Source organism: Streptomyces albipurpureus, assembly GCF_023701525.1.
GTDB classification, from domain to species: Bacteria; Actinomycetota; Actinomycetes; order Streptomycetales; family Streptomycetaceae; genus Streptomyces; species Streptomyces albipurpureus.
This window is the reverse complement of the sequence record NZ_JAMQAW010000001.1, coordinates 113,479-130,461: the sequence shown is the minus strand read 5'-3', so window position 1 is coordinate 130,461 and position 16,983 is coordinate 113,479. Positions and strand designations below refer to the sequence as shown.

The following is a 16,983-nucleotide window of genomic DNA, read 5'->3' as shown; positions in this document are numbered from 1 at the left end:
CAGATATCTCCAATGCTCAGAGGGGGGAAACAGGCTCCGGGCCGCGGCCCGGACGGATGCCTAGGCATCCGCGCCCAGCGCTCTGCGCTCGGCGGTACGAGCCGCCTGCCGGGCCGGGTTGGCCACCAGGGTCGAGGCCAGTAGCCGTTGGGTATAGGAGTGGGCCGGGGTGCGATAGACCTGGTCGGCGGGGCCCGCCTCGACCATCTGGCCCAGATAGAGCACCCCGATGTCATCGCTGATGTGCCGCACCACCTCAAGGTCGTGCGCGATGAACAGGTAGCTGACCGACAGCTCCCGCTGGAGTTCCATCAGCAGATTGATCACCTGGCTCTGGGTACTCACGTCCAGCGCACTGACCGGCTCATCGCAGACGATCAACCGGGGCCGGGGCGCGAGCGCCCGGGCGATGGCGACGCGCTGCCGCTGACCGCCCGAGAGCTCATGCGGATAGCGGTCCGCGTGGTACCCGGAGAGGCCCACCCGATCCAGTGCCTGCTCGATCTCACGGTCCCGCTCAAGCCCGGAGAGCGGACGGTGCCGGGTGATCGCCTGACCGATGGTGGTCGCGATCGTCTGCCGTGGATTGAGCGATGACATGGGGTCCTGGAAGACAACCTGGACATCCCGGTTGAAGGACAGCGGCGTCCGCTTGCCGAAGGTGGCCGTGTCCTGGCCGTCGAAGACGATCCGCCCTCCGGAGACCGGCGCCAGCCGCAGGATCGCGCGGCCGATGCTGCTCTTGCCCGAGCCGGACTCACCCACCAGACCGAGGGTGCGACCGGTTTCGATGGAGAAGCTGACATCCCGTACGGCGGTCAGCGTCTTGGCACGCCCGGTCATGCCGCGCCCCAACTGGTACTGCACGGAGAGGTTCTCCACCGACAGCAGCGGTCCGTCCTTCGACGGCTCTGACGGCTCCGAGGACTGCTCGGTGTCCGGGGTGATGTCGGTACTCATCGTGCACCTGCCAGTTGGAGTTCGGTGACCCGCAGACAGCGCACCCCGTCCGCATCGGCCGGCACCGTGCCGGTCCGGCAGTCGTCCGTGGCGTACGGACAGCGCGGATTGAAGCGGCAGCCCTGCGGCCAGGCCCAGGCGGGCGGTACCCGGCCGGGGATGGTCGCCAGCGGCTCACCATCGGTTTCACTGTGCGGCACGGCGGCCAGCAGGGCCTCCGTGTACGGATGCTTGGGCTCGGCGAACGCGTCCTCCACGGAACGCTGTTCGACGATCTGGCCCGCGTACATCACCGCGACCCGGTCACAGCTGTCCGCGACGACCCCCAGGTCGTGCGTGATGATCAGCAGCGACATCTGCAACCGCTCCCGCAGGGAGGCCAGCAGATCCAGCACCTGCGCCTGGATGGTGACATCGAGCGCGGTGGTCGGCTCATCGGCGATCAGCAACTCGGGGTCACAGGCGAGGGCGCCCGCGATCACCACCCGCTGGGCCATACCGCCGGAGAACTGGTGCGGATAGTCCTTCAGCCGCTCCTGCGGATTGGGCACTCCCACCAGGGTGAGCAGCTCGGCCGCCCGGTCGTGTGCCTCGGCCTTGCTGAGACCGGAGTGCGCCCGGATGGCGTCGGTGAGCTGGCGCCCCACCGTGTGGACGGGGGAGAGCGCCGAGCCCGGGTCCTGGAACACCATGCCGATGCGCTTACCGCGCACCTGACGCAGTGCCTCGCCCGACAGTCCGGCGAGCTCCGAGTCCTCCAACCGGATGGAACCACCGGCGATGGTGACTCCCTTGGGCAGCAGTCCCAGGATCGCGGCCGCGGTGATCGACTTGCCGCAGCCGGACTCGCCCACCACTCCGAACGTCTCTCCCCGCTTGATGTGGAAGGAGACGTCCGAGATCAACTGGGCGCCGTTGCGATCGGTGACGGTGAGACCGTCCACCCGCAGCAGGGCGTCATCCGGCGAGGGAACCGGGGTGGAGACGATCGGCAGCTTCGCCTTCTTCCCCGAGCCGGCCCGGGGCGCGGACCGGGGTGACCCGGCGTCCCTGAGCCCATCGCCGAGGAGGTTGAAGGCCAGCACGCTCAGGGTGATCGCCGCACCGGGCAGGATCGCCAGGAGCGGATGCTCCGAAACGTGCTGTCGCGATGCGTCGAGCATGGCGCCCCAGCTGACCTGGGTGGCGTCGATGCCCACCCCGAGGAAGCTCAGGGTCGCCTCGATCAGCAGTGCCGTACCCAGGGCGATGGACGCCTGGACGATGAGCGGCGGCGAGACATTGGGCAGCACCTGCCGGAGCATGATCCCCGACGAGCGCAGCCCCAGCACCCGGGCCGCGTCCACATACAGCTTCTCGCGTTCCGCCAGGACCACGGCCCGGGTGATCCGCATAAAGCTCACGGCGAAGATCAATCCGACGGCGAGCATCGCGTTGCCCAGGCCACTGCCCAGGACGGCGACCAGGGCCAGCGCGAGCAGCAGTGCCGGAATCGACTGCATCACATCGGCGATGCGCATACCGATGCGGTCCCACCAGCCACCTCGGTAGCCCACGAACAGTCCCAGGCCCACGCCGAGCACCAGACCGATCGCCACGCTCTCCGTGGAGGCGAGCAGCGCGGTCCGGGTGCCGTAGATGATCCTGGACAGGGTGTCGCGACCGAGGTCGTCCGTGCCCAGCCAGTGATCACCGCTGGGGCCCTGGAGCTTGTTCGCGACGTTCGGGGCGGCCGGATCGTAAGGAGCGATCAGCGGGGCCCCCAGCGCCAGAACGACCTGGAGCAGGAGCATCGCGAGACAGAACAGGGTGACGGGCTGCCGCAGCATTCGACGCAGGGTGCGTGCCTTGGCGCGCGGCCCCGCGGCCGCCTCGGCCGCCGCGCCGTCCCCCGGCTCGATGCCGGCCGGGTCGGTCTGCTCGGTGAGGACGGCGGTGGACTGGAGGGTCCCCTCGCGAGGTTGATCGGTCATTGGGGCCTCACCTTCGGGTTGATCACGCCATAGAGGAGGTCCGCGCCCAGATTGACCAGCAGCACGATGACGGCCACCAAGACGATGGCGCCCTGAAGCACCGGATAGTCGGCGCGTACGACGCTGTCGATGAGCATGGTTCCCAGGCCCGGCACCGCGAAGATCCGTTCGATGACGAAGCTCGCGGCGACCAGGACGGACATTTGGATGGCGATCACCGCCAGTACCGGAACCATGGCGTTCTTGATCGCGTACCGCAGAACGATCTTCCGCTTGCGGATGCCCCTCGCCAGCAGGGTGGTGACGTAGGGCGACTCCAGCGCGTCGATCATCGCGCTACGGGTCTGCCGGGCGATGACCGCCGCCGTGTGCGAGCCGAGCGCGATCGCCGGGAGGATCATCCCGGTCGCCCAGGCCCCCGGGTCCTCGCCGATCGGGGTGTAGCCGACCACCGGAAGCCAACCGAGGTTGACCGCGAACACCAGCACCAGCAGCAGACCCAGCCAGAAGCTGGGGACGGCGAGCCCGAGGGCGACGACGGTGGTGAGCAGCCGGTCGGCGGTGGTGCCCGGGCGCAGCGCGCCCAGGACACCGAGCGGCACTCCGGCGAGCAGAGCGATCGCCATTCCGGCGATGGCCAGGGAGAGCGTGATCCCGATGCCGGTGGAGATGGACTCGGAGACCGGGATGCTCGTGTAGAGGGAGTTCCCGAGGTCTCCGGTGACGGCTCCACCGAGCCAGTCGATGTACTGCTCGAAGATCGGCCTGCTCAGGCCCATCTGCTCCCTGAGCGCGTCCTTGTCGGCGGCGGGTGCGCCCTCACCCAGGATCTGTGCCACCGGGTCGGTGGGCGTCAGATGCACCAGGGTGAAGACGAACGCCGACACCAACAGCAGGGTAGGCAGTGCGGAGAGCAGCCGCTGCAGGACGAATTTGGTCATCCGTCAGCGCCTTGCGCTGCTCGCGCGTCTGCGAAGACACGCTCCCGGACCCGTCGGACCGCCGCGCCCGCCTCGGTGCGGTCCAGATCGGTCATGCGACCGCCGCGCTTGCGGACCACTCCGCCGACGATGACGGTGTCCACATCGGAGGGGTTGGTCTGGAGGACGATATGGGCGGCGGGGTCTCCGAGTGCCATTCCGTACGGCTCGGTGTTGACCAGCACCACGTCGGCGAGCCGCCCGGGGGCGAGCGTGCCGAGGTCATCACCGAGGCCGATGGCACGGGCCGCGTTGACGGTGGCGAACTCCAGCATCTGCCGGGGGTCGACCATCGGGGTTCCGGGGCGGCGGGCCAGCGGGTAGCGGCCCGCCTCACGCTCGGCGGACGCGTCCACATTGCGCATCAGCAGGAAGGTGAGGCGCATGGTGGCGAACAGGTCGATGGCGACCCGGGCGTGGGTGTCGATGCCCAGGCTCGGGGATGCACCGGCCCTGTAGGCGCGGTTGAGTACGGTCATGGAACGGCCGCCGCCGAACTCTCCTTCGGGAGTGAAGGAGATACCGCCGCCGCAGGCCGCGAGCAGTTCCAGTTCCCCGTCGTCGGCCGCGTTGGCGTGCGCCGGCACGATGTCCTCGTCGAGGAGGCCGGCGTCGTGCAGGGCGCGGATCTGACCGGCCGGATTCTGGTGGACGCTCATCCGCATCCCCAGCTCACGGGCGAGCCCGACCTCCTTGGAGATCCGGTCCATGCTGCCGAACTCGATGGAGGACAGCGCCATGCCGACCCGCAGCAGTTCATCGTCCGCGGTCTCCTCGTGGAGGGAGCGGATGTGCTCCAGCCGCCAGGCGTGGTCCTCGGGCGGTGCGTCGAAGCTGCCGAGCATTCCGTACGCCCAGAGCGTGCGCTGCCCGGTGGTGCGATGGGCCCGTACACCGGCTTCCGCGTGCTCGGGGGACATCACGTTGTGACAGAAGTCCAGTACGCCGGTGACGCCGGCGTCGAGCATCTGGACCGACCCGGCGAGGGTGGCGTCGTAGATGTCCTCGGCGCCGAAGTGCTCGCGCAGATAGAAGACCCGGGACTGGTAGTCGTCGAAGGTCCAGCCGCTGGCGTGCAGCCCCTTGAGCGGGGTCTGCCAGGCGTGCATATGGGTGTCGATCAGACCGGGGATGGCGATCATCCCGCGGGCGTCGATCTCCGTGGCCCGGGGGTCGGACAGGTCCGTGCCGATGGCGGAGATGCGGTCGCCGACGATGAGGATGTCACCGGGGGTGAGATCTCCGAGCGCCGGGTCCATGGTGAGGACGGTGGCGTTCTTGATGAGCAGTCGGGGCTCGGTACGGCTGGTGGTCTCAGGCACGGCTGACTCCCTGAGGTGCGGGGGCGGCGATGGCGATGTCGGCGAAGGGCTTCGCGGTGTGGACGACGCGTCCGCCGACGAAGGTGAGGACGGACTCGATGCGCGGGATGACCTCTTCGGCGACGGTGAAGAAGTCATCGCTGAGGACGGCGAGGTCGGCGAGCAGCCCGGGTTCGAGCCGCCCGCGCTCGTTCTCCTCGAAGCTGAACCAGGCACCGGACGCGGTGTAGCCGCGCATGGCCTCTTCGCGGGTGAGCAGATGCTGCGGAGCGAGGGTGTCGTTCCCCGTGACGGTGCGACCGTTGAGGAACCAGGCGAGGGTGGCGAACGGGTTGTAGGAGGCGACCCGCATGGCGTCGGAACCGAGGCCCAGCGGAATGCCGCGCTCGATCAGCGTGCGCATCGGCGGCGCCTCGGCGACGGTCTCGGCGCCCCAGGCGGTGATGGCCTCGTCGCCCTGGAAGCGGAACAGCCCCTGGGCGAGCACTCCGGCGCCCAGCGCCTCGATGCGGTCGACATCCACCTGCTTGAGGGGCTCGGCGTGCACCAGGGACCAGCGCAGGGCGCTGATGTCGTGCTCGGCGTGCACCTGCTCCCAGGCGGTGAGGACGGCGTCGATGGTCTCGTGGTGGTGTGCGTGGGTGTGCACGGTCCAGCGGTTGGCGGCGAGGTCGGTGAACATGCCCAACAGCTGCTCCCGCACCTCGTCGTCGATGACGACCGGGTGGGCGATCTTGTCGACCGTCCGGTAGAGGGCGACCTCGCCGGAGCCGATGACCCGCAGCATGCCGTCGCCGACGTCCAGGGGGGTGAAGCGCAGGTACCCGGCCAGGTCCTCCTGCTCGGTGCCGGCGCGCTCGGCGTGCACGGCCAGCCGGGTGCGGACGGTGAGCTCGCCGCGGCGCCAGGTCTCCCGGATCGCCGGGTAGGCGGCGGGGCCGCTGTTGAAGCCGCCGCCGTCGATGGCGCCGGTGATGCCGAGCCGGTTGAGCTCTCGGGACATCTCGGCGGTGGAGGCGATCTGCTCCTCCAGGGTGGGGCTGGGCATCCGCCGGTAGAACCACTCCATCAGCGGGGTGCCGTTGACCTTGCCGGTCAGCTCGCCGTCGCTGTCGGTCTCGAACGAGGCGGTCTTGAAGCCCTCCTCGCCCAACTGCGTCACGAGTGCGCTGTCCACGCCCAGCTCCCGCATGGCCGCGGTGTTGAGGACGGCCCAGTCGTAGAGGAACTGCACATAGACGGGGTTGTTGGGAGCTGCCTGGTCGAGCTCTTCGCGGCTCGGTCCCCGGTTCTCGGGGAACTGCGCCGGGTGCCAGCCGCCGATGACCCTGATCCAGCTGCCAGCGGGCCGTTCGGCAGCGCGCCGGGTGATGGCCGCGAGGCCGCTCTCCAGGGACAGCTCGTCCTCCCAGCGCACCTCGTCGCGCCAGGTGCGCCCGGCGCGGACGATGTGCACATGGGAGTCGATCAAGCCGGGTACGACCCGGCGCCCCGCCAGGTCCACCACGGTGGTGCCGGGTCCTGCCAGATCCTCGATCTCCCGGCTGGTGCCGATGGCCGAGACCCGCTCGCCGGTGATGGCGATGGCCTCAACCTCGGCGTACTGCTCGTCCGTTGACATGGTGGTCACACGGCCGTTGAGAAGGACCAGATCGGGGAGTGCGTTCGGGGGCTGGGCAGTGCTCATGGGTGGGTTTCTCCATCCGGGACGTACGGTACGAAAGGGCCGGGGTGGCCGGCGGGGACGGGGCGGGATCAGCCGTTGGGCTGGGCTTCCCGGTAGCGGAACACCGCGACGTCATTGGTCGTGGAGACGATGTTCTGGACCTTCTTCGGGTTGTAGGCCCAGAAGCCGGTGTAGTCGAAGTAGCCGCAGTCCAGTGCCTCGTCGTTGACGATCTTCGACAGCTTCTGCCAGGCGGCGTCGCGTGCCTCGGGCGTGGTGGCCTTCAGGCCCTCCGCGGCGGCGGCGTCGATCTGCGGGTAGGGCACCTTGAGCGGGTTGCCCGGCGCGTCGATGGCGAACTTGCGGTTGTAGTAGTCGTACGCGCCCGAGCGGGAACCGTCGGAGAGGATCGCGGCCGGGTACTTGCCGTTCTGGTACGTGCTCAGGAACTGCGGGAAGTTCGGCAGTTCGAGCTTGACGTTCACACCGATCTTCGACATCTGGCTGCGGAACAGTTCGGCGATGGTCCGCTGGGTGTCATAGCTGATCAGGGTGAACTCGCGGGGACCGCCGGCTTCCTTGATCAGCTGCTTGGCCTTGCCCAGATCAAAGGGGTAGCCCTTGATGGTGGGGTTGTGGCCCGGCTGCCCTTCGGGGAAGCGCTGGAGCGGGGTCTTGCCCTTGCCGCCGAGGGCGGCGTCCGTGTAGTCCTGCGGGTTCATCGCGTAACAGACGGCCTGGCGGAACTTCTTGTCCGCGAACACGCCCTTGGTGTCGTACATCTGCAAGTGCCACAGCACCGAGGGGAACCAGGCGGACTTCAGCCCCTCCTTGTCGGCGCGCTGAGCCAGTGGCGGCGTGGTCCACACGACGTCGAGCTGTCCGGCACGCAGAGCGTTGTAGAGGCTGTCGGGGTCGTTGATCTGGGTGATCTCGACCCGCGCCGGGCCGATCGACTTCTTGTCGTAGTACTTGTCGAAGGCGGTGGCGACGGTACGCAGTCCCTTGGTGGACGCCTTGGCGTCGTACTTCCAGGGGCCGGTGCCCACGCCAGCGGTCTTCCAGTCCCCTGCCGCCAGCGACTTGGGGGAGACCATGTACATACCGAGCCGGGCCAGATTGGTGACCAGGGACGGAGCGGGCTCCGAGAGGGCGAGCCGCACATGGGTGGCGTCGACAGCGGTGATCGACTTCACCGCCGCCAGCTGGCTGCGGTACTGGCTGGGGGTGTTCTTGATCCGCTCAAGGTTCTTGACCACGGCATCCGCGTTGAACGGGGTGCCGTCGTGGAAGAAGACGTCGGAGCGGAGGGTGAAGTCGACCTGTAGTTGGGTCTCCTTCCACTCCGTGGCCAGCTGCGGCTTCAGGGTGAAGCCGTCCGGGGCGACGCTGAGCAGTGACTCGTAGACCAGCGAAGTGAAGGTGCTGTTCTGCTTGGTTACGGTCTCCCAGTCTTCGAACTGCTGGTTGGTGCCGACCTTGAGGGTCCCGCTCGGTCCGGTGCCGGCCTTCTTGGTCGGCTCGGACGAGGTGGTTCCCGTACCGCTGCACGCGGCCAGGGTGACGGTGAGGGCGGTGGTGAGCAGTAGCCCGCCTGCCACGCGGCCCGATCTTGCACGGGAGCGGCGAACCCGCCCCGCAGGGGTGGGCAATCCGTTTTGGGTCACAGCGAGAACCTCCACAGCAGCTTCTTCTGAGCGCCGATACGCGGTGCGATGTGCGTTATGGTGCACGTGTGTGCAGTCATCCTGTCAAGGGTTCTGCACAGACTCTTCGAAAAGCCTCAGCAAAGCCGCACTCTGGACGGGCAAGACAGACATCAGGCACAAAGTCGCTGGACATCTGTGAACAGGCCCTATCCAAGACACGCCGTGCAGTGTTCAATATGCCGTGCATGCCTGTGCACCGCTGTGCAGTCCTATACAGTTGTCTAGTGCGTGAACACGGCGGATGAGATCGATCGGGAGGCTCGATGAAGCCTGAGGGGGAAAGCGCCGGCCTGGGCGGCAGACTCAGAAGAGTCCGCGCCGAACGTGGTCTGTCGCTGCGTGAGCTGGGGAAGCTGGCCGGCTGTTCCGCGAGCCTGATCTCACAGGTCGAACGCGGCCAGACCGCCCCATCGGCCGGAGTCATCTACGGCATAGCCAATGCACTGGAGATCTCTCTCGACTACCTCTTCGGAGTCGCCGACACCGAGGAGATTCCCGCACCCTCCGCCCGTGGCGCCCGGGCGCCGCAGATCGCGCCACCGCCGCAGAACGGTGAGAACGGGGTCCCCCGATTCGCCACGGCGGGCGCTGCCCCCGTCAACGGAGGCGGGCCCCGGCGCTCCGTACGGATCGGAGCGCCCGAAGGGCGGGAGACGGTCGACGGCCTGCCCCTGGAGCCCGACGGCACGGCACCGGCATCCGGACCCGCACTGGTGCCGGCGGCGGAGACCATCGTCCAGCGCAGGGGAAGCCGGCGCACCATCGACCTCGCCAGCGGGGTCCGCTGGGAGCGCCTCACCCCCCAGCAGGACGGGCGGGTGGACTTCCTGGAGGTGGTGTACGCGCCCTACGGCAGATCCACCGACAGCCGCTGCCCGATCCGGCACGACGGCCGGGAGTATCAGCTCGTCCTCCAGGGCACGCTCCACGCCGACGTCGGCTTTGAGACCTATGTGCTGGAGGCCGGAGACTCACTGGCCTTCGATCCAGCCACACCCCACCAGTACCGGAACATGAGCGGTGAAGAGGTTCGGGCGATCTCGGTGGTCGTCCACCACTCCGACTGAGCGCTCCAGGTGCGAGGGGCCCGGCAGCGAGGGCCTCTCGGCCGGACGGGACTACCTAGGCCGACGCCCGTCGCACCAGTGCGGTGGGGGTGATCACCGAAACCGGGGCTCCACCCTCCTGACCAGCTTCTTTGTCATGGTTGAGTATCCCCATCAGCAGTCTGACCATCAGCCTGCCCATGCCCTCGATGTCCTGGCGCACCGTGGTCAACGGTGGGTCGGCGAGCTCGGCGACCGAGGGCATATCGTCGAAGCCCACCACCGCCACATCGCCGGGCACCGCGAGGCCCCGCTCCCGTAGCGTCCGCAGCGCGCCCACGGCCATGAGATCGTTGGCGGCGAAGACCGCATCCAGATCGGGTCTGCGCGCCAACAACTCGACCATGGCCCGGGCCCCGCTCTCGGTGGTGAAATCGCCCTGGGAAACCACCTCCGGATCGGCGTGCGGCAGCACGTCATGGAAGCCGGCGAGCCGGTCGAGCGCCGAAGTCTGGTCCCGCGGACCCGCGATATGCGCAATCCGGCGCCGCCCGATCGACACCAGATGATGGACCGCCTCCCTGGCGCCACCCCGGTTGTCGCAGTCCACATAGGGCACATCCGCCCCCGCTGCCTCCGGCCCATCGGGGCGGCCACCGAACACGGCGGGGACCCCCGACCGCCCGATCGCCGCAGTGAGCGCCCCGTCGTTGTGCAGCGAGAACGCCAACGCCCCGTCCACATGGCCACCGCCCAGGTAGCGGGCGATCCGAGTGTGATCGTCGGGTCCTTCCGCCCACAACAGCACCAGCTGGGCGTCCTGCGCCGTCAACTCCCGGCTGATGCCCCGCACCTGCTGCTCGAAGAACGGATCGGAGAACACTCTGAACTCAGGCTCGCCGATGATCACCGCAATCGCCCCGGTGCGCCGGGTGACCAGCGTCCGAGCAGCGTGATTGGGGATATAGCCCAACTCCTCGACCGCGCGGCGCACCTTGTCCACCAGCGCGCCGCGCACCCCCGCCCCGCCGTTGACGACCCGGGACGCGGTGGCCCTGGACACTCCAGCACGGGCGGCGACGGACTCCAGCGTGGGGCGGGGCCCCATGGTCCGCTCGGTCACGGTGGGCGCTCCTTGGCTGATGCGGTCAGCCGTGTGCGGGGACCCGGCCGCTTGCGACGGCAGCGCAGAGGTACTGCCGCGGTGAGCCAGGATACCGGCGCTTCCTGGCCCATGAGACCCCTTCCGACCTGCTGTGACACACCTTGACAGATCGGTGGAAAAGATCCACGAGGAGGGCGGCACGCTGTCACACCTGTCTCAGCGGCAAGCCGAAGGCCCTCTGTCGCCGCGGAGTTGACAGGGGTAACTTCCCGCCCATGTCGATACGTACGCGGGGAACCCGCTTGACGTACAGATCGCTCGTGCTGGCGGCGACGACCGCCCTGATGGCCTTGACCCTGGCCCCCGCCCACGCGCGGACGGCGCCGGGGACGGACCGCGGGTCGCAAGGCCCGCGGGAGAGCAGACCGATCCACTCCTACGAGAACGCGATCCGTGAATCGGTGTGGGTGGACATCCGACTCGACGGCGACAGCGACGGTAAGGCCGACCGGGTCGCCGTCGACATCGTCCGTCCGTCGGAACCCGCACGCCAAGGGCGCAAGATCCCCGTGATCATGGACGCCAGTCCCTACTACGCCTGCTGCGGACGCGGCAACGAGAGTCAGCGCAAGACCTATGACGCGGCCGGCCGGCCGGTTCAGTTCCCGCTCTACTACGACAACTACTTCGTGCCGCGCGGCTATGCGTTCGCGGCCGTCGACCTCTCCGGGACCAATCGCTCGAACGGCTGCGTGGACGTCGGAGGAGCCCGGGACATCCAGTCCGCCAAGGCCGTCGTCGACTGGCTGAACGGCCGCGCCCGCGGCTATACGACCCGCACCGGCGACGAACGATCCCGGGCCGACTGGTCCACCGGAAACACCGGAATGATCGGCAAGAGCTATGACGGCACCATAGCCAACGGCGTCGCGGCCACCGGTGTGCGAGGACTCAAGACCGTCGTCCCCATCGGCGCCATCTCCTCCTGGTACGACTACTACTTCGCCCAGGGCGCCCCGCTCTTCGACTCCGGCCCGGACTGGCTCGCCAACTACATCGAGAACCCGCAGGCCCGCGAGCGCTGCCAGGCCGTCCAGCGGCGTCTGGTCGACCAGGCCCCGCGCAATGGCGATCTGACCCGGCTCTGGCAGGAGCGCGACTATGTGCGCGACGCCGACAAGGTGACGGCCAGTGTCTTCGCCGTGCACGGGATGCAGGACCTCAATGTGCGGGGAAAACACTTCGGACAGTGGTGGGACGCCCTCGCTGACGAGGGTGTGGAACGCAAGGTGTGGCTGTCACAGGTCGGGCACGTCGACCCCTTCGACTTCCGGCGCGCCGAGTGGGTGAAGACCCTGCACCGCTGGTTCGACCACTACCTCCTCGGATACGACAACGGCATCGACGACGAACCCATGGCGGACATCGAAGTGGCCCCCGATCAGTGGAACACCGACCGGCACTGGCCGCCGCGCTCCACCCGGACCACCGTGCTCCGCCCGGGCCAGGGTGCCCAGGCCGGTGTGGGGACCCTGGCCACCCGCCCGGCCCGCCCCGGTGCTCGTGAGACCTTCACCGATGACCGCGGACTCAACGAGATCGACTGGGCGGCCGCCATCGACCGTCCGACTCCGGCCAAGGCGGGTTTCATCACCCGACCGCTCAGCCGGCCCCTGCGGCTCTCCGGCTCCGGGAAGGTCACGATCACCGCGGCCTCGACCACCCCCAACGCCCATCTCTCCGCCGTCCTGGTCGACCTGGGCCCCGATGTCATCCGTGACTACGCGGCTGCTGGCGAAGGCATCGCCACCCAGCCCAAGCGCACCTGTTGGGGCGCGAGCACCACCGGTGACAGCGCTTGCTACAAGGAAGCCACAGCGCAGACCAAGGCCGTTGGGCAGACCGTGTTCAGCCGCGGGTGGGCCGACCTCGGCAACCACGCGTCAGCTGCCCGTGAGCGTCCACTGGTCCCCGGCCGGCCGTACACCATCACCCTCGATCTGCACGCCACCGACCATGTGGTGCCGGCCGGGCACCGACTCGCCCTGATCATCGCGGGCACTGACCGCAACCTCATCGAACCACCTGCCAGCACCCCCACCCTCAACCTCGATCTGGCGCGAACCTCGGCGCGACTGCCGCTCGTCGGCGGTCCGGCCGCCTTCGACCGCGCCACCAGTGGTCCCGTCTTCACACCGGCACCGCGCGACACCCGCCTCGGCGGGGTGGCCGAGCCGCGTGCCATCCGACCGATCCCGGGAGCTGACAGCCGATGATGTCCCGCAGACGCACGCTCGTCCTGACCGCCGCGGCAACCACCCTCGCGGCAGGGCTGATCGCCGCCCCCGCCCAGGCGGCGGACTCCACCCCGCGCACGGGCTTCGAGCTCAGCGATGGCGCTCGTTGGACGGGGGAGAGCGAAGAGCAGTCCTTCCTCACCGACGTCGACCGCGGTAGCGACCGGGCTTCCATCCAACGCATCGGCACGACCAAACAGGGCAGGCCGCTCCAGTTGGTGAGCATCGGTGAGCGGCGAGCCCCCACCAAGGTGCTGCTGATCTGCTCCCAGCACGGAGATGAGCCGTCCGGTCGTGAGGCGTGCCTCACCACCGTCCGCGACCTCGCCTTCGCCACGGACCGGGACACCCGCACCCTGCTCTCGCGCACACAGATCCTGGTGGTCCCCAACGCCAACCCCGATGGACGGGTCGCCGACACCCGGGGCAACTCCGACCGGGTGGACATCAACCGCGACCACATCGCCCTGAACACCGCCGAAGCCCGGGCGATGGCCGCCGTGATGCGAGACCAACGCCCCGACGTCATCTATGACCTGCATGAGTACGGTGCCTCACCGCCCTACTACGACCGGGACCTCTTTGACCTCTGGCCCCGCAACCTCAACACCGACAGCCGGGTCCACCGGGAGTCAAAGATCCTCTCCGAGCGCTATGTGCGTCCGGCCGCGCGGGCGGACGGCCATACCGCCGGCACCTATGGCATCTGGACCGACCCGGTCACCGGAGCACCCATCCGTCAGGTCGCCGGCGATGGGCAGGAACGCATTCTGCGCAATGCTTCAGGAGCCAAGAACGCCCTCGGGCTACTCATCGAGAGCCGGGTCGATCCGCTGACTCCGCAGGAGCAGGGGGACCCGGCGCTGAACAACCGGCGGCGGGTGGGGAGCCAACTGTCGGCGCTGGATGGGCTGCTGTCCTTCGCCGTTGAGCGACGGGCCGCCATCGAGGTGGCGACCACTACGGCCCGACTGACCGGCTTCCTGGACCGGGGGCCGGTCTATCTCGGCGGCGCGGACAACGACCCCGCCACCCCCGCGGAGACCCTGGCGGATCCGCCGTGCGGTTACCGACTCGACGCGACACAGTTCGCCGCGGTCAAGGATGAGTTGGCGCTCCATGGTGTAGTCACGAAGAGTGATCGCGAGGGTGCGTTTGTGCCCCTGCGGCAGTCCCAGCGAAAGTTGGTTCCCTTGCTGCTAGACCCGAGTGCGACCTACCATCTGACATCGGGTCAGCCGATTGCAGCCTGTTGATCGTGCCGGTGACTGTCACTTGTGGTAGTGGGTAGCGGAAGAAAAAATTCCGCTTCACCCCTGAGAGGTGCCACCCGTGACGCACGAACAGCAACCGGATGATCGGGGGGCACGGTCGGTCACGACCGAGTTCTCCGATCATCCTCAGGAGACCGGGCGCCCCTCGACGGATCGCGTGGTCTTCGGCGTCACCGCCGTTCTCACCCTCGCCTTCGTGGTCTGGGGCTCCCTCGCCACCGATGTCCTGGAAGACGTCTCCAGCACCCTGCTCAGCGGGCTGATCCACAACGGCGGCTGGGCCTTCGTCCTCGCCGCCTCCGGATTCGTGGTCTTCGCGCTCTGGCTCGCCATCAGCCGCTACGGGAAGATCCCGCTCGGCCACGAAGACGAGGGCCCCGAATTCCGTACGGTCTCCTGGGTCGCGATGATGTTCAGCGCCGGTATGGGCATCGGCCTGATGTTCTACGGGGTCAGTGAGCCGTTGGCGCACTTCATCACGCCCCCGCCCGGTACCCGGCCCGCCGACTCGGCGGAGGCGATGAGCGTGGCCATGGCCACCACGCTCTTCCACTGGACACTGCATCCATGGGCGATCTACGCGGTGGTCGGACTCGCCATCGCCTACAGCACCTTCCGCCGCCGCCGTAGACAGACCATCAGCGCCGTCTTCGAGCCGCTGATCGGCAAACGACACGCTCACGGCGGTGCCGGTCGTCTGATCGACATCCTGGCGATCTTCGCCACGCTCTTCGGGTCGGCCGCCTCGCTCGGGCTCGGGGCGCTGCAGATCGGCAGCGGCTTCACCGAACTCGGCTGGCTGGACACCGTCGGCACCGGACTGCTCGTCACCATCATCGCCACCCTCACCGTGGCCTTTGTGCTCTCCGCGATCTCCGGGGTCGAGAAGGGCATCCAGTGGCTCTCCAACACCAATATGGTGTTGGCGCTGGTGCTGGCCCTCTTTGTCTTCGTCGTGGGACCCACCATCCTCGTACTCGACCTCCTGCCCACCTCGATCGCCTCCTACTTCGGCGAACTACCCCGCCTCGCCGGGCGCACCGAGGCCGGTGGAGGCGAAGGAGTAGCGGGCTGGCTGGGCAACTGGACGGTCTTCTACTGGGCCTGGTGGATCTCCTGGACGCCGTTCGTCGGCATGTTCATCGCCAGGATCAGCCGGGGCCGCACGATCCGTCAGTTCGTCGGCGGCGTCATCCTGGTTCCGAGTTCCGTCAGCCTGGTCTGGTTCGCCGTCTTCGGCGGTACGGCCATGCAACTCCAGAAGGACAAGCAGCTGGGCGATGCGACCACTCCGGAGGGACAACTCTTCGCCGTGCTCCAGCAGTACCCGATCCCCACGGCCATGAGCCTGCTGGTGATGGTGCTGGTCGGCATCTTCTTCGTCTCGGGCGCGGACGCCGCGTCGGTGGTGATGGGCACCCTCTCGCAGAAGGGCACCTTCGAGCCGTCCAAGCTCGTCGTCGTCTTCTGGGGCGTGGTGACCGGGGCCGTGGCCGCGATCATGCTGCTCATCGGCAACGGGAAGGGGGACGCACTGGCCGGGCTGCAGAACCTGACCATCCTGGCGGCGGCGCCGTTCGTCCTCGTCATGCTGGGGATGTGCGTGGCACTGATGCGGGACCTACGGCATGACCCCTTGATCGTGCGCGGGGAAGTGGGGGCCGAGATGGTGGAGTCCGCGGTGATCGCGGGGCACGAGCAGTACGACGGGGACTTCGAGATCCGGATCGGGCCGGGGGGCGGACTGGGGGACGGGACCGAGAATCCTCCGGGGAAGGGCGCGGGTGGCTAAGGGATCGGGCTGGGCGCCCCTGCCCTCCGCTGTCCTCGCCGGAGGCGAGGCCTGGGGCGCCCAGGGCGGAAGCCCAAGCTGCTCCGGGCGCCCGCCCAGGGGCGGAGGGTTCCCGTCCGCAAGCGCCGGACCGGCAGGGGCGGCCCCTTCGGCAGGGGCCTTGTTGTGGCGGGGCCGCCCGCACCCCGGGTTCCGGGTCGATTCGTTTGGATCGTTGAGCGGGTCGAAGCGGAAGCCGCTGACGATGTTGAGTCCGGCCTGGTAGATGGTCGCGGGTCTCGTCGTCACGGGTGGCGCGGCCGCGACCCCGAGGGAGTAGCCGGACACCCCCTCACGAACTTGCCGGCCCCTTCTGGTGAGGTGGCCCAACAGCCCCGGCAGGCGGCCTCCTTCTTCATTTTCCCGCTCCCCACTTCTCTCATGGAGAGTTGGGGGGTGACCGTATGGAAACGACCGTAGGCGTAGCTCTCCGTACCGGATGCGTTGAGAGCCGTGACACGGAATGGCTGACCATTGGCATGCCAGACGTCTTCACCTACAGCCTGACGATCGGTCTCGATACGAGCATCGGCTACCGGCAGGTTGTCGTCGATGGCGGCGACCGGCCGCTGCTGGGCGCCGAGGATGGCGCGGGTATGGGCTATTGGCCGGCAATGTACACATGGACCATGACGCCCAAGCGCACGCTCAGGCAGTGCCAAGAGGAGAGGGACGTCCGCCCCGGCCAGGAGCCGAGGTGTTCCTGAACCCGGGCGCGGGCCGGGTCGCGGTGGCAACGGTCACCGGGCTGGGGCCGCTTCGGGGGCCTCACCGTGCCTGCCCGGTGCCCATGGCCCGGGAACAGGAGAAGGCTCCCGGT

Annotated in this window: 12 protein-coding genes; 5 read left to right on the top strand and 7 right to left on the bottom strand. The window is 68.5% G+C overall.

Translation table 11 applies throughout. The annotated features are described in order from the left end of the window. Nucleotides 1-60 precede the first annotated feature (60 nt). From NBG84_RS40365 to NBG84_RS00545, 6 genes are all read right to left on the bottom strand, one after another. Complete coding sequence (locus NBG84_RS40365; RefSeq protein WP_285366190.1) at nucleotides 61-960, bottom strand: ATP-binding cassette domain-containing protein; 900 nt, start codon at nucleotides 958-960, stop codon at nucleotides 61-63. Continuing rightward, nucleotides 957-2,933, bottom strand: a complete 1,977-nt coding sequence (locus tag NBG84_RS00565) for a dipeptide/oligopeptide/nickel ABC transporter permease/ATP-binding protein (protein ID WP_250917182.1) — start codon at nucleotides 2,931-2,933, stop codon at nucleotides 957-959. The genes NBG84_RS40365 and NBG84_RS00565 overlap by 4 nt, the downstream gene beginning before the upstream one ends. Next, nucleotides 2,930-3,874 carry an ABC transporter permease gene (locus NBG84_RS00560; protein WP_250917181.1) on the bottom strand — a complete coding sequence of 315 codons (945 nt, stop codon included), beginning with the start codon at nucleotides 3,872-3,874 and terminating at the stop codon, nucleotides 2,930-2,932. Before NBG84_RS00560 ends, NBG84_RS00565 begins: the two co-directional genes overlap by 4 nt. Then, nucleotides 3,871-5,235: an amidohydrolase family protein gene (locus NBG84_RS00555; RefSeq protein WP_250917180.1), complete on the bottom strand. Its 1,365-nt coding sequence runs from the start codon at nucleotides 5,233-5,235 to the stop codon at nucleotides 3,871-3,873. Before NBG84_RS00555 ends, NBG84_RS00560 begins: the two co-directional genes overlap by 4 nt. Beyond that, nucleotides 5,228-6,922 carry an amidohydrolase gene (locus tag NBG84_RS00550; RefSeq protein ID WP_250917179.1) on the bottom strand — a complete coding sequence of 565 codons (1,695 nt, stop codon included), beginning with the start codon at nucleotides 6,920-6,922 and terminating at the stop codon, nucleotides 5,228-5,230. Before NBG84_RS00550 ends, NBG84_RS00555 begins: the two co-directional genes overlap by 8 nt. Nucleotides 6,923-6,990: 68 nt before the next feature. Then, entirely contained in the window at nucleotides 6,991-8,502 is a 1,512-nt protein-coding gene (locus NBG84_RS00545) for an ABC transporter substrate-binding protein (RefSeq protein WP_250917178.1), read from the bottom strand. 371 nt (nucleotides 8,503-8,873) lie between these two features. On the opposite strand from NBG84_RS00545, the gene NBG84_RS00540 reads away from it, so the two are divergent. Beyond that, nucleotides 8,874-9,677 (top strand): helix-turn-helix domain-containing protein, encoded by an 804-nt coding sequence (locus tag NBG84_RS00540; protein ID WP_250917177.1) that lies wholly within the window; start codon nucleotides 8,874-8,876, stop codon nucleotides 9,675-9,677. A 55-nt stretch (nucleotides 9,678-9,732) separates the two neighbouring features. On the opposite strand, the gene NBG84_RS00535 is transcribed toward NBG84_RS00540, so the two are convergent. Beyond that, entirely contained in the window at nucleotides 9,733-10,764 is a 1,032-nt protein-coding gene (locus NBG84_RS00535; RefSeq protein ID WP_285366215.1) for a LacI family DNA-binding transcriptional regulator, read from the bottom strand. Between the two features lie 272 nt (nucleotides 10,765-11,036). Between NBG84_RS00535 and NBG84_RS00530 the strand changes: the two genes are divergently transcribed. The 4 genes from NBG84_RS00530 to NBG84_RS00515 all read left to right on the top strand — a co-directional run bounded on the left by NBG84_RS00530 (nucleotide 11,037) and on the right by NBG84_RS00515 (nucleotide 16,870). After that, entirely contained in the window at nucleotides 11,037-13,037 is a 2,001-nt protein-coding gene (locus NBG84_RS00530; protein ID WP_250917175.1) for a Xaa-Pro dipeptidyl-peptidase, read from the top strand. Further along, entirely contained in the window at nucleotides 13,034-14,314 is a 1,281-nt protein-coding gene (locus NBG84_RS00525) for a M14 family metallopeptidase (protein WP_250917174.1), read from the top strand. Before NBG84_RS00530 ends, NBG84_RS00525 begins: the two co-directional genes overlap by 4 nt. A 175-nt stretch (nucleotides 14,315-14,489) precedes the next feature. Then, nucleotides 14,490-16,124 (top strand): BCCT family transporter, encoded by a 1,635-nt coding sequence (locus NBG84_RS00520; RefSeq protein ID WP_250917309.1) that lies wholly within the window; start codon nucleotides 14,490-14,492, stop codon nucleotides 16,122-16,124. 443 nt (nucleotides 16,125-16,567) lie between these two features. Further along, nucleotides 16,568-16,870 carry a hypothetical protein gene (locus NBG84_RS00515; protein WP_250917173.1) on the top strand — a complete coding sequence of 101 codons (303 nt, stop codon included), beginning with the start codon at nucleotides 16,568-16,570 and terminating at the stop codon, nucleotides 16,868-16,870. Nucleotides 16,871-16,983 lie beyond the last annotated feature (113 nt).